This is a genomic window from Flavobacterium sp. (assembly GCF_031381455.1).
Classification (GTDB): Bacteria; Bacteroidota; Bacteroidia; order Flavobacteriales; family Flavobacteriaceae; genus Flavobacterium.
In genome coordinates this window covers 101,500-123,159 of record NZ_JANMXZ010000012.1, presented here as the reverse complement: position 1 = coordinate 123,159, position 21,660 = coordinate 101,500, and the positions used below count along the sequence as shown (strand labels likewise).

The window sequence follows — 21,660 nt, the reverse complement described above, 5'->3', positions numbered from 1 at the left end:
CTATCTCTATTTTAATGCGGCAGCTTATCCTTAAAAACGCCATACAAAAACGTGCCAAAAATAGCTCCTATTAATATCAATCCGACACTCATAAAACCGGCACCGAGTAGTATAAAAATTGGTCCCGGACAAGCGCCAACCATTGCCCAGCCTAATCCAAAAAGAATTCCGCCAATCCAATAACGTGTGTTTCCTTTTTCTTTGTCTTGTATAATTAGCAGATTCCCATCGAAGTCTTTTAACTTATTTCTTTTTATAATTTGGATGCCAACAACTCCGGTAGCAATTGCGGTCATAATAATGCCATACATATGAAACGACTGAAATTGAAACATTTCATAAATTCGGTACCAGGAAACGGCTTCAGCTTTAGTTAAAACGATACCAAAGAAAAATCCAACGAGTAAATATTTTAGTAGATTCATAACTTAAAAAAGTAAGGGTAAAATATAATGCGACATAATCAAACCTCCGATAAAAAAACCGATGACCGCTTTTAATGAAGGTAATTGCAAATTACTCATTCCGGCAATGGCGTGACCCGAAGTACAACCTCCTGCATATCGAGAACCAAAACCGATTAACAATCCTCCTACGAGTAGAATGATAATCATTTTTGGAGATTCAAATATTTGATTTCCAAATAGTGCATCTGGTACTAATTTTCCGCTAGGAGCATCGATTCCCATTGCCGATAATTGTTGAATCGTTTTAGGATTAATATCGACATTGGAAGCATCACTCAAAAAATGAACTGCCACATAACCGCCAATCATAGCGCCAACAACAACAGCTAAATTCCAGCGTTGTGATTTCCAATCCCAATCAAAAAAAGGAACTTTTTTTCCAACGCCAGTCATGGCGCATAATGAGCGAAGATTAGATGACATTCCGAATACTTTTCCAAAATAATTAAGCAACAGCATTACCACAGCTATGAGAAAACCTGCAACCGACCAATGCCATGTTTGAGTTAAAATTTCCATACGATATATTTTACACAAAAATAGAAATTCATTTGAACTTGGTTGACAAACTATTGCTATAAATTGTCTATTTTTGAATTGCTTTTTTTTTGCATGATAATTGTAAAAGGAAAACAAAAAATATTTATCATGAAAATCAAGCCATTTTTAGTTGCCATTCTTATTGCAATAACAACCTCATCTTGCGTTAGTACAAAATCTACTTTAAAAAATGTAGATGACTCAGCACCAGTTCCAACATTATCAGCAAACAACACTTTTGTTTTAACCGAATATAGCAAAGACAAAAAGTATGGTTATGATGCTGATTATCCAATTAATGTTTTTTTCAAAAATACTAAGGATGAAAATCTAAATGCAGAACGTTTCCTAAATGCTTTAGCCGGACCAAAAGGTGAAAAAATAACCTATTCTAAAGTTGAAAGTTGTTGTCCATTTCCGACCAAAAGAACCGAAATTGGTGCAGGTTTTCTTGATTTGTATGAGTTAAAATGGGAAGGACAAACTGAGCCATTAAAATTATATGTAAACATTTATGAGAAAGGATATTTGCTTGTTCCAGTGGGTCTTTCTATCAAAAAATAACTTAACCTGTTTACTGTAAAAAATATTTAAAATATCCTTATATTGCGTCTTTAAAAAACTAAAACTTTATGAATCTAAATTCTATTCCACAAATCAAAAACATTGATAGTGGAAATTTCTTCGTACTTGCTGGTCCATGTGCTATTGAAGGTGAAGAAATGGCTATGAAAATAGCTGAAAAACTAGTTACAATTACAGACAAATTACAAATACCATACGTTTTCAAAGGTTCTTTTAAAAAAGCCAATCGCTCAAGAATTGATAGTTTCTCAGGCATTGGTGATGAAAAAGCGTTAAAAATACTTCGTAAAGTTTCCGAAACCTTTCATGTTCCAACCGTTACTGACATCCATACCAATGAAGATGCTGACAAAGCAGCACAATATGTTGATGTGTTACAAATTCCGGCGTTTTTGGTTCGTCAAACTGATTTAGTAGTAGCCGCAGCCAATACCGGAAAAACGGTCAATCTAAAAAAAGGACAATTCATGAGTCCGGAAAGCATGAAGCATGCGGTTCAAAAAGTGTTAGACTGTAACAATCAAAATGTAATGGTTACCGATAGAGGAAGTATGTTTGGTTATCAGGATATGATAGTTGACTTCCGTGGAATTCCAACCATGCAACAGTATGCCACAACCGTTTTGGATGTGACCCATTCGTTACAACAACCCAATCAAACTGCTGGTGTAACCGGTGGAAGACCTGATATGATTGAAACCATTGCCAAAGCGGGAATTGTAGTTGGCGTTGACGGAATTTTTATCGAAACCCATTTTGATCCGGCACATGCCAAAAGCGATGGCGCTAATATGTTACATTTAGACTATTTTGAAGGTTTGATGACACGTTTGGTAGCCATCAGAAAAACAATTAATCAATTTTAATTAATTACACATTTTGAAAAAAATAGTATTTTCATACATAACTTTTTTTGCCTTAACCCAAGTTGTTTCCGCACAGGAAAAGACAGCTAATCCTGATAAATATACCGCACATAACAAAGGAAAAATGTTTATCTTTTGGGGAGGAAACCGCGAAAGTTTTTCCAAATCAGATATTCACTTCAAAGGACCGGATTATGATTTTACCCTATATAATGTTCAAGCAAACGATAAGCCAAAAGGCTGGAACATCGATTATATAAACCCGGCACGAATGACAATACCGCAAACCAATTTAAGAATTGGTTATTTCATTAATGACCATTATAACATTTCCATTGGTGTTGATCATATGAAATATGTTATGATTCAAAATCAAACAGTGGATATTGGAGGAGTTGTTGGTGCATCCTATCCTGACTATGCCGGAGTCTATTTACCATCCGGAAATCACACCATTGATATGACCGATGGAACTTTCCTAAAATTTGAACACACTGATGGTTTGAATTACATCAATACTGAATTTTCTCGTGTAGATGATATTTCAAAGATTTTTAAAATACGAAATACGGATAAATTTCAATTAAATATTACCGAAGGTATTGGAACTGGAATAGTATATCCAAAAACGAATGCTACTTTGCTCGGAAAAGAAAGACACGACGATTTTAATGTTTCGGGATTTGGAGTTTCTGCAAAAGTTGGATTAAATCTAACCTTCTTCAAATACTTTTTTATTGAAGCTGAAATGAAAGGTGGTTATATCAATATGAACGACATTCGAACAACAAAAGATGCGGCAGACAGCGCATCACAGCATTTTTTGTTTTTACAACGAATAATTGCCTTCGGCGGAATATTCAAGATATAATTTTTTATCAAATCCTTGACCAAAAACCAACCAATATGAAAAAAATTAGCTTATTCATTTTAGCATTATTATTATTTTCAATCAATGGCTATTCACAATTCACAGAGGGATTTGAAAACACAACTGGTCCTGACGCTTTTCCGTCAACCAACTGGACATTAGATTCTGGAAACTGGGCTGTTTTTGATAATGGTATTGGTACACAAAGATGGGGAATCAATTCAACTATTTCAACTCCCCCAACAGTATATCAAGGCGCGAATGCTGCTTACATAACCAGAGATAATATTGGTCAAGGTAATACTTCTGAAAATTATTTAGCAACACCACCGATACAAGTTCCAACCAATGGTGAATTACATTTTTTCACGAGAATGTTTACCAGTGGAAATCAAGGTGCTATTTATCAGATAAAAGTGGCCTCTGTCACTACTGGATCACAAACTAATCCGAATGACTATATATTAGTGCAACAATGGTCAGAAGATGAATTAATTACACCTACATCAAACTTTAATATCTACACTGAGAAAACCGTTGATTTGTCTGCTTTTGCTGGTCAATTTGTTTATATTTCTTTTGTAAAAGTTTATACACAACCTACTACATCAATTGATGGTGACCGATGGTTAATAGATAGTGTTGGAGTAAATGCGAGATGTTTGTCACCAACAGGATTAACTTTTTCTGCAATAACTGTAGACGGAGCAACCCTAAACTGGATAAATCCTAATGGTGCCGGAACCACTTGGGAAATAGAAATTGTGCTTGCATCAGGAACACCTACAGGGATTCCAACTCATACCACTACGACATTACCATTTGTAGTAACAGGTTTACTTCCCAATACGGCATACAAATATTATGTTAGAGCAATATGTGCTTCAGGATTTTCAAGTGCCTGGTCTACTGCTTCAGCCAACTTTATTACTGGTACAGCTCCACCAATTTGTGGTGGAAACTTTGTGGATTCAGGTGGTGTTGGGGGCAATTATGCCAATAATGAAAATAGTACCACTACAATATGCCCAACTACTCCGGGAGATCAAGTAACGGTTACTTTTACTTCGTTTAACACCCAAAACGCTACTGATTTTTTAAGAGTATATGATGGTAATAATGCCTCAGCACCATTATTAGCTACTCTATCCGGAACCGCTTTACCACCAGCATTTACGTCTTCTGCTTCTTCAGGATGTTTAACATTTGTATTTACCTCAAATGGTACTACGACAGCTGCAGGTTGGGCAAGTAATGTTACTTGTGCACCGGCGCCAACTTGTAGTATACCAAATACTGTAACCAATTCAATAGTAACTTCAAGTTCAGCTGTTATAAGTTGGACACAACCCGCAAATCCTGACTCATCAGTTGCTACAGCTTGGCAAGTTTTGGCTTTGCCTTGTGGTTCTGCGGCTCCAACAGCAGGTTCAACTGGATTTGTTAATGCGACTTCAAATCCATTTACATTAAACGGATTAACATCAACAACATGCTATGATATTTATGTTAGAGCGGTTTGTTCAGCTTCTGATAGTAGTGCTTGGTCAAGAATTACTACCTCTTTTACAACACAAGCAGCACCGCCGGTTTGTGGTGGAAACTTTGTTGATAGTGGTAGTACAACCGGAAGCTATTCGAACAATGAAAATATAACAACCACTATTTGCCCAACAAATGCTGGCGATTTAGTGACGGTTACTTTTACTTCATTTTCAATGGAGAGTTGTTGTGATAGGCTTAGAATTTACGATGGAAGTACTGCAGCAGCACCTTTATTAGGAACATATACAGGCACAACTTTACCTCCAACGTATACTTCAAGTGCAGCAAATGGTTGCTTGACTTTTGTTTTCACTTCTGATAGTAGTGTTGTACAAACAGGTTGGATTGCTAACGTAACTTGTGCACCAGCTCCGACTTGTAGTAGACCTACAGCTTTAACAAATACAACGGTTCTTTCTACTTCAGCTATTTTAAGTTGGACACAACCCTCAAATCCTGACTCATCAGTTGCTACAGCTTGGCAAGTTCTGGCTTTGCCATGTGGTTCAGCGGCTCCAACAGCGGCTTCAACAGGATTTGTTAATGCATCTACAAATCCATTCACTTTAACCGGATTAACACCATTAACTTGTTATGATGTTTATGTTAGAGCAGTTTGCTCGGCTTCTGATAGTAGTGCTTGGTCAACTGTAACCACTTTCACGACACAAGCTTTGCCTCCAGTTTGTGGTGGAAACTTTGTTGATACTGGTGGGCCAACAGGAAACTACAACAATAATGCTAACATCACAACAACCATTTGCCCAATTAACTCTGGCGATTTAGTAACAGTTACCTTTACTTCATTTAGTCTTGAAACCGGTTCTGATCAATTAAGAATATACGATGGTGATAATGCTTCAGCTCCTTTATTAGGTACTTATTCAGGTAATGTTATACCACCAACATATACTTCAAATGCTGCCAGTGGATGTTTAACTTTTGTATTTACTTCTGACAGTAGTGTAACTCAAGCTGGTTGGACTTCCAATGTCACTTGTGCTCCGGCACCTTTATGTCGTAAACCTATTAATTTAACAACCTCCGCCGTTTCTGCAAATTCTGTTAATCTTGCTTGGACAAATATAGGTAATGCTACTTCTTGGGAAGTTTTAGCCTTGCCATGTGGTTCGGCAGTTCCAACAGCAGCAACTACAGGTTGGGTTCCAGCTTCAACTAATCCGTTTGCTCTTACTGGTTTATTCCCAAATACTTGTTACACTATATATGTTCGTGGAAATTGCGGTACTGATGGAGTTAGTGATTGGTCAAGTTCAGTAACTATAACAACTCAAATTGCGCCGCCGGTTTGTGGTGGAAATTTCTTAGATTCAGGAGTGTTAGGTAATTATGCAAATAATTCAAACATAGCAACGCTTATTTGCCCTTCGTCACTAACAGATAAAGTCACTGTAACTTTCACTTCGTTTGATACAGAACTCAATAATGATATTTTAAGAATTTACAATGGTAATAGTGCTTCAGCACCTCTAATTGGTACCTATTCCGGTACAATTTTACCGCCGTCTGCTACATCATCTGCAGCAAATGGATGTTTATATTTTGTATTTATTTCAAATAGTACGGTTAACCAAACGGGCTGGTCATCAAATATTACTTGTGCCCCAGCAGCTTCTTGTCCTAAACCTTTGGGTGTAACAGCTAGTACTGTTGTGACTACAACATCGCAATTAAGTTGGATTGAAGCAGGAAGCGCAACTTCTTGGCAAGTATTAATTTTACCTTGTGGTTCCCCAAGTCCAACAAATAGTACTCCCGGTTGGGTTTCAACCACTTCAAATCCATATACATTAACTGGCTTAACACCTAATTGTTGCAATCAATACTATGTTAGAAGTGTGTGTTCAGGTTCAGAAACAAGTAATTGGACGCCTGCCTACCAAAATCAGGCTGGTAGTTATGTTGTATGGAATTCAGCTAGTGATGCAAGTACTTTAACTGGAACTTATCCTGGCGGAACAGTCACCCTTACTTTCACTGGTACTGGTAACATTGTAACTATTGATAGCCCCGCAACTACTGCTACCAACCTAGTGGTAACCGGCAGCAATACATTCTCAACTAACGGTCCTTCGGATACCCCTCCTTCAAGAAGATTGACATTTACATTCTCTACCCCCGTAATCATTGATAGATATAGTATGGCTGACATTGATATAAGTACTTGGGATGATTCATTTAATTTTGTGGGTGTAACATTTACCTCAACAACTTCAACTGGTGTTAATGCTTCTGTAACAGGTGCGGTTGCAATAAGTCCAAGTGGTGATAATAACGCATATGCATCATGGTTTGGAAGTACAACCACAGTAACTAGTTTTTCATTAGATTATTTAACAACAGGTGGCCTTACTCACGCATATTTAGCTTATGCTTTAAAAGTATTTACACCTTGTCCTATCCCTCTTGCTACTTTGAACGTAAGTGTTAATAGTCCAACTGTATGCCAAGGAACACCAGCAAACGTATTTGCGACGCCAAGTATTCCTGGAACTTATAATTATTCTTGGACCATTCCATCGGGAGCTACAAATCCCGGAAATGTGGCTAGTTTCTTTACTAATGTTGCTGGAATATATAGTGTTATCATTACTAACACCACTACAGGAGCAACTAGTTCTAGTACTTCTGGAACTGTTACTATAAACACACCTGTAACTCCGAACTTTATATCGCCAGCACCAATTTGTTCTGGAACTACAGCACCAACGTTACCTTTAACTTCGTTGAATGGTATAGCAGGAACTTGGTCTCCAAGTGTTGTTAGCAATACACTATCAGGCACATATACTTTTACTCCAAATACGCCTCAATGTGCCGAAACAGTAACTTTAGCAGTAACGGTCTATCAAGATTGCTCTTTTGGAAGTTTTGCAAGTGCAGTTTGGTTAACGAATTGTGAGGATAACAATTTCTTTAATACTGTTGGTTCAGGAACTTCAATAATTGGCCCAGCTCAAAATATTTTCCCTGATACTGATTTTGGAACCTACATTTCTAACTCGAACACTTTCAAATTAAGAGGTGCCGAAGTAAAAACATTTAAATCTGTTACAGCCAACGTTTGTAGTGCTCGATTGAATTATAGAATTTACCCACAAGCGGGAACTCCGGGTGCGTTTACGGTGTTAAACTTGCCATTCTTTGACAACTGTTCCGGAAGTACTTTCCCTAGTGGTGGTCCTTGTAATCCTGGCGATCAAAAATGGCAAGAAGTGTTGAGCGATACTGAATTTCCGGTAGATTTAACAGCTTTCCCTGCTGGTGATTATGTATTGGAAGTATTTTATGATATTACAGGAGATGTGGATTCTACAACACAATGTGATGATACTATTTATATAAATAATAACGGAGATAACTTTATAGCGACGTATAGATTACAAAATACGCCAGGCTATTTTGGAACAAATCCAACCACATGTAATGGAACAGATGGCTCAATTCTAATAACAAATTTAGCTTCTAACACACAATATAACTTATCCTATGATGATGACGGAATCCCTGTAAGTACAATTATTACTTCAACTAGCAATGGAGATTACACTATTAGCGGATTAAATGCTGGTGATTATAATACTATTTTAGTGTATGCTAATAATTGTCTAATTTCAAGTGGTTCAATTTCATTATTTAATCCAATAATAACTCCAATATTTGACCCAATTTCACCTATATGTAGAGGTCAAGCTTTGAGCCCATTACCAACTACTTCTAATGAAGGAATTACTGGTACATGGTTACCTGCATTGGATAACACAACCACCACTACCTATACTTTTACACCAAATTCGTCCGGGTCTTCTTCAACCAATTTAATTGTTAATGGTGATTTTTCATCAGGTAATACTGGATTTACTACCGATTATCAATACTTAAATAATGCAGGACTAAGTGGTGTTCAAAAAGCTTATGGTATTGTAACCGCTGCAAATTTATGGTTCCAATTTTTCCCAGCGTGTACCGGGCATACCCCAACATCTGGTAATATGATGGTTGTTGATGGCTCAACCGTTAATGCAGGAAATGATAAAGTATGGGGACAAACAGTTGCAGTAGTACCTAATCAAACCTATACTTTTAGTTATTGGCTACAAACAGTAGCAACTCCAAATCTTGCCACTATTGAGGTAACTATAAACGGAACATCAATTGGAGCTGTAACTGCACCGACAACAAATTGTCAATGGGCGCAAATTAGCTACACATGGAATTCTGGAACAAATACTTCCGCACAAATAGCCATTTATGATAGAATAATTTTGTCAAACGGTAATGACTTCTCACTAGATGATATTTCATTTGGTGAAAATATCACTAACCAATGTGCTACTTCTACTAGTCTAACTATAACTGTAAATCAACCTATAGCTGCTACATTTAATACTATTCCTGCTATCTGTAGTGGAGGAATTGCTCCAACCTTGCCAGTAACTTCAATTGAAGGATTTACCGGAACATGGTCACCTAGTATCGTTGATAATGCACAAACTTTGACTTACACATTCATACCAACTGCTGGTCAATGTGCTTCTCAAGGTAGTGTAGTTGTAACTGTAAATCAAAATACAATACCAACATTTGCTATTGGTACCTCAATTACGAGTTGTGCTGGATTTTCTCTACAGGTTTTATTACCAACAACTTCTCAGAATGGAATAACTGGAACTTGGAATCCTTCAACATTAGACTATTCAATTGTTGGAACTACGGTTTATACTTTTACACCAACTCTTGGGCTTTGTGCTACTACAACAACTTTGACGGCAGTTATCAATCCGAATGTTACACCAACATTTACTCAAGTTCTCCCTATTTGTTCTGGCGGACAATTAAATACTTTACCAACATCGTCGATTGAAGGAATTAGTGGGACTTGGCTACCAGCATTAAATAATTTAGCAACAACTGTATACACATTCACCCCAACTATAGGTTTATGTGCTGTAACAAATACAATGACAATTGTTGTTAATCCAATTATTACTCCAACATTTAATGCCATTGCTCCGTTATGTACTGGCGAGATCCCACCTTCTCTTCCAACATCATCTCTTGAAGCAATATCAGGAACTTGGACACCAGCGGTAATTGATAATACAACATCGGGAACTTACACCTTTGTTCCTACTGCAGGACAATGTGCTAATAACGGAAGTCTTGCTTTAACTGTTCAAAGTGCTTTTGATTTTGAATTAAGCGGAAAATGTATAGAAAACGATTTTATTATAGAAGTTACGGCTTTAAATAATACAATTGATCTCACCATAGCTAGTTTTGTTTGGAGTAACAGCAATGGTCAGGCAGTTGGTAATAACTCAAGTACGTTTAATGTTACTGAATATTTAAATTCAACAACAGTAATTGAGGAAATGCCTATCACTTTCTCTGTGACTGTTACCAATTCAGAAGGATGTTATAAAACAGAGTCTATCACTCAAGAAAGAATATTCTGCGGTATCCAAAAAGGAATTTCTGTAAATAATGATGGTGATAATGAATTCTTTGACTTAAGCCTGTTAAATGTAAAACATCTGAGCATTTTCAATAGATACGGAATGAAAGTCTATAGCAAAGGTGGTTATACTAATGAATGGAAAGGACAATCTGATAAAGGTGATGAATTACCGGATGGCACTTATTACTATGTTATTGATTTTAAAGATAATCTACCCGCAAAAACGGGTTGGATTTATATCAATAGAGCTCATTAATTTAAATAAAAAAAACGTCTCGATGTTAGGGACGTTTTTTTTAATATAAAGATTTAGTTTCTTCGAGAACTGAAATTAAAATGGCATTGTCTATTTGTTCCAATGAAAAATAGCGAAGTGATTTAATTGTATTCCTTCCATTATCTGCAATCAAATAATCGAGATTGTTTTTTAATTCAAAACCTTTGGCAAAACCAACATCAACAAATCCATGTTTATGATTGGCATTCAAATAGCATAAAGGCTTCTTTTTATAATAGAAATAAGGAACTGTCCATTTGTATTCTAAAGTAACATCTAGAATTGTATTTTGAACTACGTCAATAATGTGAAATAAAATATTCCGATAGTTTTCGGGTTGATTTAGTATGTATACTTCGGCTGGTTTCAAAACTAATCAATTCCATATTGATCAAACAAATACATTAACGAGGCCATTGTTGCTGCGCCGAGTTCTAGTTCTCGTTTATTAACAGCATCAAATTTATCATTAGCTGCATGATGATAATCAAAATAACGCTGCGAATCCGGAATCAATCCTGCTTTTACAATTTTTGCAGAAGTTAGATGTCCGATATCTGAACCTGTCTCTCCAATGAAAAAATGATGAATCAAATAAGGTTCGAATAAATATTTCCAATTTGTTACTTTTTGAAAATTAGTGGCATCACATCCGAAAGAAAATCCTCTTGGCGAAAATCCACCGGCGTCACTTTCAAGTGCAAAAATGTGATTTTCATGATTTGTTTTCGATAAGCCTTCATATTTTCTTCCACCTTTTCCACCAAACTCTTCATTCATGAAAAGAACCACTCTCATAGTATTTTTTGGTTTGTAATTTAATTTTTTAAACATTTCCAAAACGGCCATACTTTGTACAACTCCGGCGCCATCATCATGTGAACCATCAGCCAAATCCCAAGAATCAAGATGTCCACCAACAATCATGATTTTTTCAGGATATTCCGAACCTGCAATTTCACCAATAACATTATACGAAAGTACTTCGTCAAGGTTTTCACAGGAAAGTTTCATAAAGAATTTTAAACTGCGATTCTCCTTAAGTTTTTTGCTTAACAATTCTGCTGCATTCGTACTAATAGCTGCGGTTGGAATATATTGGTCTTTTGGTAAATCGCCATAACTCTGAGCTCCGGTATGCGGAAAATCATCTAATCTAAAACCCATTGAACGGACGATAGTGGCTACGGCTCCCATTTTGGCTGCATCTCTTGCGCCATTATATCTTTGGTCAACACAACCTCCATACGATTTAAAAGCATCAATATTTGAAGCTTCAAAAGGTCGGTTATAAAAAACAATTTTGCCTTTTACTTTTTCTGCACCAAGAGTTTCCAATTCTTTCAAACTATGCACTTCAATAACTTCAGCCGTTAAACCATTTTTTGATGTCGATACAGAACCGCCAAGTGCACAAATTGGAATACTTACTTTGGTTTTATTATCAAAAAAATAAGCAGTTTCTTTTTCGCCTCGCACCCATTTTGGCACCATCACTTCCTGAAGATACACTTTGTCTAAACCCAAAGTTTCGAGTTGTGCTTTAACATAAGCTACGCCTTTTTCAGCTCCAATCGAACCCGACATTCGGGAACCAATTTTATTAGACAAATCATCTAACCAAGAATAACATTTGGAATTGGTCAATGAAAAAGCATAAATATTTTTCAACATTTGTTGGTCGTTGTTTTGCGAATAAAGAATTGATGTAAATAGCAAGGCGGAGAAGGCAATTTTGTTCATAGTGTATTTTTTATCAAAAATAAATCAAAAAACATTTGCTCACAGAAAAAATATTCATTTACTTTGTTTTTCAAAGTACTTTAAAATGGAAAACGAAAAATATCTTAAGGACATCCAAGACATCAAACACATGATGTCAAAGTCAACACAATTTATTTCATTAAGTGGCTTATCCGGAATTTTGGCTGGAATATATGCATTGATTGGTGCTTATATAGTCAATATTCTTTTAGAGAAAAACAAATATGATGTAGTCATTATCGAAGGATTGACGTTTAAACTAATTATCCTGATTGCTTTCGTTGTTTTAGCACTATCATTAGTTACGGCATTTATAATGACCAAGCAAAAAGCAAAAAAATTAGGTGAAAATGTATGGAATGCTTCATCCAAAAGACTGCTGATAAACTTTTGTATTCCTTTGTTCACAGGTGGAATTTTTGCTTTACTCCTTTTGCGTCACGGCGTTTATGGCCTGATTGCTCCAATAACTTTAATTTTTTATGGATTGGCTTGTTTGAATGCCAGTAAATACACTTTGAAAGACGTTCGTTATTTAGGCATAACGGAAATTATTTTAGGTTTAATTGCCGTTGAATTTTCGGGATATGGTTTGTACTTTTGGGTTTTAGGATTTGGTATATGCCACATAGTTTATGGTGCGGTTATGTATTTTAAATACGATAGAAACTAATTTTGAAAACCATCATCCAAAATATCAACAAAGCTTTTGATCACCGAATTCGTCTCGGGATTATGTCGGTATTGATGGTCAATGAAAGTGCCGATTTTAATATGCTCAAAGAAATGCTTGGTGTTACCGATGGTAATCTTGCCAGTCATACCAAAGCATTGGAAACCGAAAACTATATCATGATTGAAAAACAATTCATCGGAAAGAAACCCAATACGAGGTACATTGCCACGGCCGAAGGAAAAAAAGCGTTTAAGGAACACATAGAAGCGCTGGAAAAATTAATATCAAAGAGTTAATCTATTTTTTTATCAATTAACTTTGAATTTCAAAGTACTTTTAAACTACAATTAATATGAACAGAATCCTAACCATTTACTTTTTAAACAAAAAACAAAATCCAGTTTTAATACTGTTAGCCATAGTATCATTGACTTTGATTCTATTACGCGTGAAAATTACTCAGGAAGTGTATTTGCTATTCCTGATTTGGAATCTCTTTTTGGCTTACATTCCTTACTTTCTCTCATCTGAAATAAAGAATATCGTTCCGGGTACTTTTACTTTTTACTCAGTTTTACTGATTTGGTTGCTCTTTCTTCCAAATTCTTTCTATCTGATAACCGATTTTGTACATCTACATCACGTTACTAAATTCCAGTTCGTATTTGATGCCATTTTATTGAGCTGTTTTACTGTTGCAGGATTTTATTCAGGCATACTGTCATTATTTACTATACAGTTTTTATTGCAAATGAAATATACTGTTAAGAAATCTTGGCTGCTAATCGGAACTATAGTCTACTTATCAGCATTTGGAATTTATCTGGGAAGAATACTACGCTTCAATAGTTGGGACATTTTACGTCATCCTTTTAGTCTTTTTTCAAATAGCTGCAAAAGCATTCAAAACGCCGAAACCCTTTTATTTACAATAGTTTTAGGAACATTTATTCTGCTCTCTTACCGTTTAGCACATTCACTTCTAAATAAAAAACAATAAAATCATGACGCAAACACAATCAGCTCCTGGTCCATTTTCAACCTATTTAGCCATTACTTCTTTTGGCATTGGTACGCTTTTGCTAATCCTCTATTTAGTATTCCCGCAAATGATATTACTAATATATGCCGGATATTTATACGTTCTATTGGCAATACTAATCAACGGAATTACATTTCTATACTTATTTTATTTATTCCTAATTCATCGCCTAAAAAGAGAAATCATCGCCATTCGCATGCTCATGCTTTTGGCAAACATTCCAATTGCTTTACTCTATTTAAACATCGTATTACACAATAATTTATTCTAACAAAAACAATTAAAATCATGGAAATTTCAGAAAACGACACACAAGAAGAAAGAACCGGTTTCTTTCAATCAACAACCGCAAAAATGCTAATGGTAGGATTCCTAACTTTAGTCTTATTAATTCCGCTATTCTTTGTACAAGATTTAATTCGAGAACGTTCGCAGCGAAAAACAGCAATGGTTGATGAAGTCACCAATTTATGGGGAAGAGATATTTTGTTCTACGGTCCAATTTTAAGGATTCCATACACTAGCTATGAAGCTTACAATGTCACCAATCCCAAAACCGGAGTAACAACTATCGAGAGAAAAGCAGTAAACAATTATGCGTATTTCTTTCCGAATGAATTGAAAAACACCTCAAATATTAAGAAAAATGAATCGCTAAAACGTGGTATTTTTAATCATGTTGTCTTTACTGCAGATATGAATTTTAAGGGTGATTTCACAAAACCCAACTTTTCAAAATTGGGTATTGCCGAGGAAAATATTCAATGGAACAAAGCATCCATAATCGTAAAAACGACCAATCTAAAAAGCATCAAAAGCGAACTGAAAATTCAATTGAACAGTGATAAATTTTCTTTTGAGCCACAAAATAATGACAAAAGCGATTACAGCGTTCTGGCGACCAACAGCTTCGATTACAAAGCATTAACCAAAAACGATAAAATCAATTTTAATTTTGGAATCACTTATAACGGAAGCAATAGTGTGAAATTTATTCCTGTTGGAAAAATAACTACTGTAAGTGTAAATTCTGATTGGGAATCACCAAGTTTTGAAGGCTCATTTGCGGCAAGCGATACTACAAAAACTATTAACAATAAAGGATTTCACGCCGATTGGAAAATTCTCGATATCAACCGAACATTTACACAACAATATGTAAACGCATTGCCTGATTTAGATGATTATCTGTTTGGTGTAAAACTTATCCAAACTGTAGATGAATACCAACAAAACGAGCGTGCTTCTAAATATGGTTTCCTTGTTATTGGCTTAACATTTCTGATCTTCTTCCTTATTCAATCTGTTAGCAAAATCAATATTCATATTTTTCAGTATTCGATGATTGGTTTGGCTTTAATCATGTTTTACACTTTGCTGATATCCATTACAGAACACAGTACATTTAGTTTTGCTTATACCGTTGCCGGAACCTCTGTCGTCGCGATGATAACTTTGTATTCTATTTCGATTTTGAAGAACAGGAAGTTTCCCATGTTCATCGGAGTATCGCTTTCGGTTTTATATACCTTTATTTATGTGATTATTCAAATGGAAGATTACGCCTTACTTGTTGGCAGTATTGGATTGTTCTTAATACTTGGTGCCGTGATGTATTTCTCAAGAAAAATAGATTGGAGTAAGTAAATATATAAATCTTAAAAACTCTGTGTATCTCCATTTTACCTCGTGAATCTCTGTGTAATTTTTAAAGTTTCACAGAGATGCGCAGAAATTTTTCTGAAATTCACAGAGTTTAATTTAGCCAAAATCAATTTGTGTAAATAAATTAATAACTGATACTAAACAAAAAAATGGAACTATTTGTTAAAAACGATTCAATAGTAAGAGAAATCTGGGGAAAGAGTGATACGGTGCTTTTTATTTTTGCCGGAGCTTCTGCTGAGTTTGCCCTAAATAAGGCTGTAGATTGGCTCTATTTTACAGGAAAACTACCTTCTGATCCTTTGGGAAGATTGTTCTCCACTGTGAAATACGCAAAGTCAATCGTCTTTTCGCCTATGGATGATGCAAACGCTTCGATTGATACATTGAGAAAAATTCACGGAGCTGTAGAACAAAACCGCGGCGCTGCTATTCCCGATTGGGCGTATCGCGATGTGTTATTTATGCTGATACATTATTCGATTGCATCCTACGAACTTCTAGAAAGAAAATTGACTTATGAAGAGAAGGAAGAAGTTTATGATGTTTTTTTTCGTGTTGGAACGAGAATGGGATTAGTAGAACTGCCTCCAAAATACACCGAATGGCTACCCGTAAGAGCATCACATTTGAAAGAAAACCTGAAACAAAGCAAATACACTTTTGATCTCTTTAAGCAATACAAAAAGCATCTTGGTTGGTTTAGATATGAAGTGCTGGTAGAAAGTCAAAAACTGGTGGTTCCAAAGCACGTAAAAAAGTTATTGTATTTAAATGATTTCTCTTTACTTACGATTGTTATACCAATTTACAAATTCAGTAGAAATAGGAATATGGGTAAATTTTTTAAAAATTTATTGCTTCCATCTGAATATAAAACTCAGATAAATGAGTTGGATGTACAAGCCGGATAAAATTTTAAAAAAATCTATTTTAACTCTGTGAATCTCTAAAAAATCTCTGTGCATCTCTGTGAAACTTAAAAAAATTACACAGAGATTCACAGAGTAAAAAATGAGCCTCACGGAGTTTTTATTTGGTTAAAATCAAACTCCCAATTCTTGCTTTTATCATACCAAAGTTGTCCTTCAGAAACTGTCAACGGACAATCAAAATTATTGGTAAATAAACTTCCTGTTCCTAATCCTTGAGGCAACAAATTATTTTGCAAAAAAGTAAATTGAGCGATCGCATTCAAACCGACATTACTTTCCAATGCGGAAGTTATCCACCACCCAATATTTAATTTTTCGGCGATAGAAATCCATTCCAAAGTGCCTCGAAATCCACCAATAAAACTTGGCTTCAAAACGATATATTGTGGTCTGATTTTTTGAAGTAAATTTTGCTTTTCTTCTGTTGAAAAGACGCCAATAAGCTCTTCATCTAAAGCTATAGGAATTTGGCTATTTTTACACAGCACTGACATCGTGTCAGTATGATTTTTTTTAATCGGTTGCTCTATGCTATGAAGTTTAAAACCAGTTATTTGATTTATTTTATGTAAAGCATCATTTTCAGAAAAAGCTCCGTTAGCATCAACCCGAATTTCAATTGCATTTTCATCAAAATTAGCTCGGATAAAGCGCAATAAATTGATTTCTTTGTTAAAATCTATGGCTCCGATTTTCAATTTTACACAACTAAAACCTTGTGCAATTTTGTCTTCAATTTGGGTTTTCATAAAGGCTTCATCACCCATCCAAACTAAACCATTTATTGGAATACTTTTTGTGTTTTTTGTAAAATCGGAAGGGAATAAAACGAACGGATTTTCGCTTTTCAAAGACAAAAAAGCCATCTCAATTCCGAATTGAATCGATGGAAATTCGATTAATGCTGACCAAAGTTTTTGCTCTCCAAGATGAATATTTTCACAAGTCCATTTTAGTTTTTCTTCATAATCCGGTCGGTCATCTGCAGATAATCCACGTAGAATTCCGCACTCGCCTATTCCTTTTTTACCATCGTTTTCCAAGACAATAAACCAAGTTTCTTTATCGGTTAAAATACCTCGTGAAGTTCCTGAAGGGTTTTTAAAATGAAGTATGTATTTGAAGTAAGATGCTTTCATCATTAAAGTGAAATGCTTTCTCCAATATCTAAAAGCATTAAATCTTTTCCGGCATCAAAGAATTTCTTTTTGGCTTCATCGTGATTGATAACTATAAAACCAAACGTATCATAATGACAGCCTAATATCTTATCACAATCGACAAAATCTGCAGCCATAATAGCATCTTCGACATCCATAGTGAAACAATTACCTATGGGCAAAATCGCTAAATCCAATTTAGTTCGCATCGGAATGAGTTTCATATCCATTGTAAGTGCCGTATCACCAGAAATATAAATATTTTTGTGCTCGCCTTCAATTACAAACCCACCCGGATTTCCTCCATAAGTAGCGTCAGGAAAAGAACTTGAATGTACTGCGGCAACATATTTAACTCTGCCAAAATCAAATTGCCAACTTCCGCCATGATTCATCGGATGATATTGGAATCCTTTATTACCAAAATAAGTAGCAATTTCCCAATTGGAAACAATAATAGAATTGTTGTTTTTAGCAATAACCTCAACATCCGCAATGTGATCAAAATGAGCATGTGTGATTAGAATAAAATCAGCTTTTAAATCATTGATATTAATATGACTAGCTTTTTCATTACCCGAAATAAACGGGTCTACTAAAATATGTTTTCCACTAATCTCAATACCAATACAAGAATGTCCATAGAATATAATTTTCATAATTAGATATAATTAACCATTAAATCAGAAATAAAATAAATTAAACTCAAAGCCAGTAGAATCGAAAGAAAGAACGTGCTCAAAGCCAATTTCTTTAACTCCGGATCTAAAAGTTTTGGGTTTCTATTTTTACGCACTCGTATCAAATGCCCAGCCAATGGAAAATAAGCCGCAACAAATATGTATTGGTCAAAATTGAAATCATTTAAAAAAGCAAAAGCTACAACCAAAACCATGGCTGAAATGACTAAAAAATAATGATATTGCTTTGCCCATTCTCCGCCCTTTTGAACAACTACCGTATTTTTTCCAACTTTTCTATCGCTTTCTTCATCACGCATATTGTTTAAGTTTAAAACGCCAACGCTCAAAAAACCAATAGCTGTAGCAGGCAATAATAACAACCAATCTATTTCTTTAGAAAACATAAAATACACGCCAAACGTGCTTACCAATCCAAAGAAAATAAAGACAAAGACATCGCCATAGCCACGATAACCGTAGGCGCTATTCCCAACAGTGTAACGAATAGCTGATGCAATCGCTAAAATTCCCAAAAACAAAAAGATAAAGGAATAAAGTAGGTAGCTTTCCTTAAAAGCAAAATAGATTAGTAAAATCGCAAAAAATAACGTGATTATCGAAGTTAAAATCATAGCGTTTTTCATCGCAAATGGTGTGATAACTCCTTTTTGAATAGCTCGCTTTGGACCAACTCTATCTTCGTTATCCGTTCCTTTGATGCCATCACCGTAATCATTGGCAAAATTGGAAAGTATCTGAAGCCCTAAAGTTGTCAGCAAAGCAAAAATTACAATGTTCCAATTGAACATCGCTTGCGACATGGCGTAAAAACTTCCCACAATAATTCCTGATACCGAAAGCGGTAATGTCCTTAATCTTGCGGCTTCAACCCAGTGTTTCATTTAAATATTAGATTTTAAATATTAGATTTTAAATTTAACGTCCCTAATTTTAGATACAAATATTTGAAATTTAATATCTAATATTCATTCTTACGGTAACCACTTTTTTTCAAAATTTGGTTTTCTTTTTTCTAAGAAAGCATCTCTTCCTTCTTTAGCTTCGTCGGTCATATAGGCAAGTCTTGTGGCTTCTCCGGCAAAAACCTGTTGTCCCACCATTCCGTCATCGGTTAAATTCATGGCGAATTTTAACATTTTTATGGATGTTGGTGATTTTTCCAAAATTTCCTGCGCCCACTGATAGGCAGTATCTTCAAGCTCCGCATGCGGAATAACAGCATTGACCATTCCCATTTCAAAAGCATCTTGAGCCGAATAACTTCTTCCCAAAAAGAATATCTCCCGTGCTTTCTTTTGACCAACCATTTTTGCCAAATAAGCTGAACCATAACCGCCATCAAAACTCGTAACATCTGCATCGGTTTGCTTAAAAATAGCATGTTCTTTGCTGGCTAAAGTCAAATCGCAGACAACGTGTAAACTATGTCCACCACCAACTGCCCATCCGGGAACAACACAAATGACTGCTTTTGGCATAAAACGAATTAGACGCTGCACATCCAAAATATTCAAACGATGATAGCCATCTTCGCCCACATAACCTTGATGACCACGAGCTTTTTGGTCGCCTCCAGAGCAAAATGACCAAATACCATCTTTGGAACTTGGCCCTTCGGCCGAAAGCAAAATCACGCCAATAGAAGTATCTTCCTGAGCATCTTGAAAAGCTTGTAATAATTCACTGGTAGTTTTCGGACGAAATGCATTGCGAACATCGGGACGATTGAAAGCTATTCTAGCAACGCCATTGCATTTTTTATAAGTGATGTCTTCAAAATCTTTAACTGTTTTCCAATTAATTGAATTCATGTAAATGCTAAAATTTGTTAAAATAAAATGTAAAAAAATAAATTCCTCTATTTTAGCGTAAAAATAAACCATTTTTTACTGCTAAACACAAAAACAAATAGTAATTCCTTATGAACAAATCGATATTTTACGTTGCTTTCTTATTATTCAGTTATGCTGGGTTTTCTCAAACTTATGAATTTCAAACCATTAAAGATATAGAAGCAACTCCAGTTACCTCTCAAGATCAAACAGGAACATGCTGGAGTTTTTCCACTACGTCGTTTTTAGAAGCAGAGATTATTCGTTTAACGGGAAAGAAAATCGACCTTTCTGAAATGTACAATGTTCGCAATACGTATCTTGACAAAGCCGAAAATTATGTGATGCGTCAAGGAAAAACACAGTTTGGAGAAGGAGGATTGAGTCACGATGTTATCAACAGTGCCCGAAAATATGGTGTTGTTCCCGAAAGCAATTTCATCGGAAAAACAAATCCTAATTCAAAATTCAATCATGAGAAAATGGTTGCCGAATTAGAAGCAATTGTAAAAAAAGCGGTTGCTGAAACACCTAAAAATTATCCTAACTGGAAAGCCGATTATGCGAGAGTTCTAGATACTTATATGGGTAAATTTAACGAAAATGATAAAATAGTTTCTACACAACAGGCTATCGATAACAACAAAATTAATTACGAAGGGAAATCGCTTACGCCAAAACAGTTTTTGGCAACAACCAATTTGAATTTAGACGATTATGTAACCATCTCTTCGTTTACAAACGAACCTTTTTATACTAACTTTATTTTAAACATACCTGATAATTTTGCCAATGGAAATTATTACAATTTACCTTTGGATGAATTTATACAAAATATAGATAATGCTTTAGATAAGGGGTTTACTTTAGCTTTGGACACTGATATTAGCGAAAGAACTTTTTCAGGTGAAGAAGGTATGGCAGTTATTCCGGAAAACGAAAATGATTCGGAAACAATTCTAACTCAAATCAAACCGGAAAAAAGCATTAGTCAGGAATATCGTCAGGCAGAGTTTGAAAATTTTGATACTGTAGATGACCATTTGATGCACATTGTTGGGAAAGTTGCAGACCAAAAAGGAAATCAATATTACAAGGTAAAAAACTCTTGGGGAAGTAAATCCGGAAAAAATGGATTTGTTTACATAAGTGTTCCTTATGTTCGATTAAAAGCTATCTCGGTTATGTTGCATAAAGATGGTTTAATTAAAAAAACGAAATCTTCTTTGGGAGTATAAACTCAAATTTT

Annotated in this window: 19 protein-coding genes; 11 read left to right on the top strand and 8 right to left on the bottom strand. The window is 35.3% G+C overall.

Annotated features, from left to right (window positions below; genetic code table 11):
* Window positions 1-11: 11 nt before the first annotated feature.
* Both RMN97_RS03915 and RMN97_RS03910 read right to left on the bottom strand, forming a co-directional pair.
* Window positions 12-425 (bottom strand): DUF6691 family protein, encoded by a 414-nt coding sequence (locus RMN97_RS03915; protein WP_309613213.1) that lies wholly within the window; start codon window positions 423-425, stop codon window positions 12-14.
* Between the two features lie 3 nt (window positions 426-428).
* Window positions 429-986 (bottom strand): YeeE/YedE thiosulfate transporter family protein, encoded by a 558-nt coding sequence (locus RMN97_RS03910; RefSeq protein WP_309613212.1) that lies wholly within the window; start codon window positions 984-986, stop codon window positions 429-431.
* 129 nt (window positions 987-1,115) lie between these two features.
* On the opposite strand from RMN97_RS03910, the gene RMN97_RS03905 reads away from it, so the two are divergent.
* The 4 genes from RMN97_RS03905 (at window position 1,116) to RMN97_RS03890 (ending at window position 10,612) form a co-directional block, all read left to right on the top strand.
* Window positions 1,116-1,571, top strand: coding sequence for a 2-dehydro-3-deoxyphosphooctonate aldolase (locus RMN97_RS03905; RefSeq protein WP_409024873.1), 456 nt, complete (start codon window positions 1,116-1,118; stop codon window positions 1,569-1,571).
* Between the two features lie 68 nt (window positions 1,572-1,639).
* Window positions 1,640-2,458, top strand: coding sequence for a 3-deoxy-8-phosphooctulonate synthase (gene kdsA, locus RMN97_RS03900; RefSeq protein ID WP_309613211.1), 819 nt, complete (start codon window positions 1,640-1,642; stop codon window positions 2,456-2,458).
* Window positions 2,459-2,471: 13 nt separating this feature from the next.
* Window positions 2,472-3,329 carry a hypothetical protein gene (locus tag RMN97_RS03895; RefSeq protein ID WP_409024872.1) on the top strand — a complete coding sequence of 286 codons (858 nt, stop codon included), beginning with the start codon at window positions 2,472-2,474 and terminating at the stop codon, window positions 3,327-3,329.
* Between the two features lie 35 nt (window positions 3,330-3,364).
* Window positions 3,365-10,612 (top strand): CUB domain-containing protein, encoded by a 7,248-nt coding sequence (locus tag RMN97_RS03890; RefSeq protein ID WP_309613210.1) that lies wholly within the window; start codon window positions 3,365-3,367, stop codon window positions 10,610-10,612.
* Window positions 10,613-10,652: 40 nt separating this feature from the next.
* On the opposite strand, the gene RMN97_RS03885 is transcribed toward RMN97_RS03890, so the two are convergent.
* Both RMN97_RS03885 and RMN97_RS03880 read right to left on the bottom strand, forming a co-directional pair.
* Window positions 10,653-11,003 (bottom strand): DUF1801 domain-containing protein, encoded by a 351-nt coding sequence (locus RMN97_RS03885; RefSeq protein WP_309613209.1) that lies wholly within the window; start codon window positions 11,001-11,003, stop codon window positions 10,653-10,655.
* 2 nt (window positions 11,004-11,005) lie between these two features.
* A complete protein-coding gene (locus RMN97_RS03880) occupies window positions 11,006-12,376 on the bottom strand; it encodes a M28 family peptidase (RefSeq protein ID WP_309613208.1) in 1,371 nt (456 codons plus the stop codon).
* Window positions 12,377-12,461: 85 nt separating this feature from the next.
* Here RMN97_RS03880 and RMN97_RS03875 point away from each other — a divergent pair, with 85 nt between their 5' ends.
* From RMN97_RS03875 to RMN97_RS03850, 6 genes are all read left to right on the top strand, one after another.
* Window positions 12,462-13,070 (top strand): hypothetical protein, encoded by a 609-nt coding sequence (locus RMN97_RS03875; protein ID WP_309613207.1) that lies wholly within the window; start codon window positions 12,462-12,464, stop codon window positions 13,068-13,070.
* Window positions 13,071-13,072: 2 nt separating this feature from the next.
* On the top strand, window positions 13,073-13,369 hold the full coding sequence (locus RMN97_RS03870; protein ID WP_309613206.1) for a transcriptional regulator: 297 nt from the start codon (window positions 13,073-13,075) through the stop codon (window positions 13,367-13,369).
* 56 nt (window positions 13,370-13,425) lie between these two features.
* Complete coding sequence (locus RMN97_RS03865; protein WP_309613205.1) at window positions 13,426-14,073, top strand: DUF1361 domain-containing protein; 648 nt, start codon at window positions 13,426-13,428, stop codon at window positions 14,071-14,073.
* A gap of 4 nt (window positions 14,074-14,077) precedes the next feature.
* The gene (locus tag RMN97_RS03860) at window positions 14,078-14,386 is read left to right on the top strand and encodes a hypothetical protein (protein WP_309613204.1); all 309 of its coding nucleotides are present in this window, start codon (window positions 14,078-14,080) and stop codon (window positions 14,384-14,386) included.
* A 17-nt stretch (window positions 14,387-14,403) separates the two neighbouring features.
* Window positions 14,404-15,762: a cell envelope integrity protein CreD gene (gene creD, locus RMN97_RS03855; protein WP_309613203.1), complete on the top strand. Its 1,359-nt coding sequence runs from the start codon at window positions 14,404-14,406 to the stop codon at window positions 15,760-15,762.
* A 167-nt stretch (window positions 15,763-15,929) separates the two neighbouring features.
* Window positions 15,930-16,694: an oxygenase MpaB family protein gene (locus tag RMN97_RS03850; protein ID WP_309613202.1), complete on the top strand. Its 765-nt coding sequence runs from the start codon at window positions 15,930-15,932 to the stop codon at window positions 16,692-16,694.
* 107 nt (window positions 16,695-16,801) lie between these two features.
* Here RMN97_RS03850 and RMN97_RS03845 read toward each other — a convergent pair whose 3' ends face one another.
* The 4 genes from RMN97_RS03845 to RMN97_RS03830 all read right to left on the bottom strand — a co-directional run bounded on the left by RMN97_RS03845 (window position 16,802) and on the right by RMN97_RS03830 (window position 20,390).
* Window positions 16,802-17,854, bottom strand: a complete 1,053-nt coding sequence (locus tag RMN97_RS03845) for an o-succinylbenzoate synthase (RefSeq protein WP_309613201.1) — start codon at window positions 17,852-17,854, stop codon at window positions 16,802-16,804.
* A gap of 2 nt (window positions 17,855-17,856) precedes the next feature.
* Complete coding sequence (locus tag RMN97_RS03840) at window positions 17,857-18,534, bottom strand: metal-dependent hydrolase (RefSeq protein ID WP_309613200.1); 678 nt, start codon at window positions 18,532-18,534, stop codon at window positions 17,857-17,859.
* 2 nt (window positions 18,535-18,536) lie between these two features.
* Entirely contained in the window at window positions 18,537-19,460 is a 924-nt protein-coding gene (gene menA / locus RMN97_RS03835) for a 1,4-dihydroxy-2-naphthoate octaprenyltransferase (protein WP_309613199.1), read from the bottom strand.
* A gap of 90 nt (window positions 19,461-19,550) precedes the next feature.
* Window positions 19,551-20,390 carry a 1,4-dihydroxy-2-naphthoyl-CoA synthase gene (locus RMN97_RS03830; protein WP_309613198.1) on the bottom strand — a complete coding sequence of 280 codons (840 nt, stop codon included), beginning with the start codon at window positions 20,388-20,390 and terminating at the stop codon, window positions 19,551-19,553.
* 110 nt (window positions 20,391-20,500) lie between these two features.
* On the opposite strand from RMN97_RS03830, the gene RMN97_RS03825 reads away from it, so the two are divergent.
* On the top strand, window positions 20,501-21,649 hold the full coding sequence (locus RMN97_RS03825; RefSeq protein ID WP_309613197.1) for a C1 family peptidase: 1,149 nt from the start codon (window positions 20,501-20,503) through the stop codon (window positions 21,647-21,649).
* Window positions 21,650-21,660 lie beyond the last annotated feature (11 nt).

Coding starts and splice junctions, on each gene's coding strand:
- RMN97_RS03915 (WP_309613213.1), bottom strand. CDS start 425: ATGAATCTACTAAAATATTTACTCGTTGGATTTTTCTTTGGTATCGTT.
- RMN97_RS03910 (WP_309613212.1), bottom strand. CDS start 986: ATGGAAATTTTAACTCAAACATGGCATTGGTCGGTTGCAGGTTTTCTC.
- RMN97_RS03905 (WP_409024873.1), top strand. CDS start 1,116: ATGAAAATCAAGCCATTTTTAGTTGCCATTCTTATTGCAATAACAACC.
- kdsA (WP_309613211.1), top strand. CDS start 1,640: ATGAATCTAAATTCTATTCCACAAATCAAAAACATTGATAGTGGAAAT.
- RMN97_RS03890 (WP_309613210.1), top strand. CDS start 3,365: ATGAAAAAAATTAGCTTATTCATTTTAGCATTATTATTATTTTCAATC.
- RMN97_RS03880 (WP_309613208.1), bottom strand. CDS start 12,376: ATGAACAAAATTGCCTTCTCCGCCTTGCTATTTACATCAATTCTTTAT.
- RMN97_RS03875 (WP_309613207.1), top strand. CDS start 12,462: ATGGAAAACGAAAAATATCTTAAGGACATCCAAGACATCAAACACATG.
- RMN97_RS03865 (WP_309613205.1), top strand. CDS start 13,426: ATGAACAGAATCCTAACCATTTACTTTTTAAACAAAAAACAAAATCCA.
- RMN97_RS03860 (WP_309613204.1), top strand. CDS start 14,078: ATGACGCAAACACAATCAGCTCCTGGTCCATTTTCAACCTATTTAGCC.
- creD (WP_309613203.1), top strand. CDS start 14,404: ATGGAAATTTCAGAAAACGACACACAAGAAGAAAGAACCGGTTTCTTT.
- RMN97_RS03850 (WP_309613202.1), top strand. CDS start 15,930: ATGGAACTATTTGTTAAAAACGATTCAATAGTAAGAGAAATCTGGGGA.
- RMN97_RS03845 (WP_309613201.1), bottom strand. CDS start 17,854: ATGAAAGCATCTTACTTCAAATACATACTTCATTTTAAAAACCCTTCA.
- RMN97_RS03840 (WP_309613200.1), bottom strand. CDS start 18,534: ATGAAAATTATATTCTATGGACATTCTTGTATTGGTATTGAGATTAGT.
- menA (WP_309613199.1), bottom strand. CDS start 19,460: ATGAAACACTGGGTTGAAGCCGCAAGATTAAGGACATTACCGCTTTCG.
- RMN97_RS03830 (WP_309613198.1), bottom strand. CDS start 20,390: ATGAATTCAATTAATTGGAAAACAGTTAAAGATTTTGAAGACATCACT.
- RMN97_RS03825 (WP_309613197.1), top strand. CDS start 20,501: ATGAACAAATCGATATTTTACGTTGCTTTCTTATTATTCAGTTATGCT.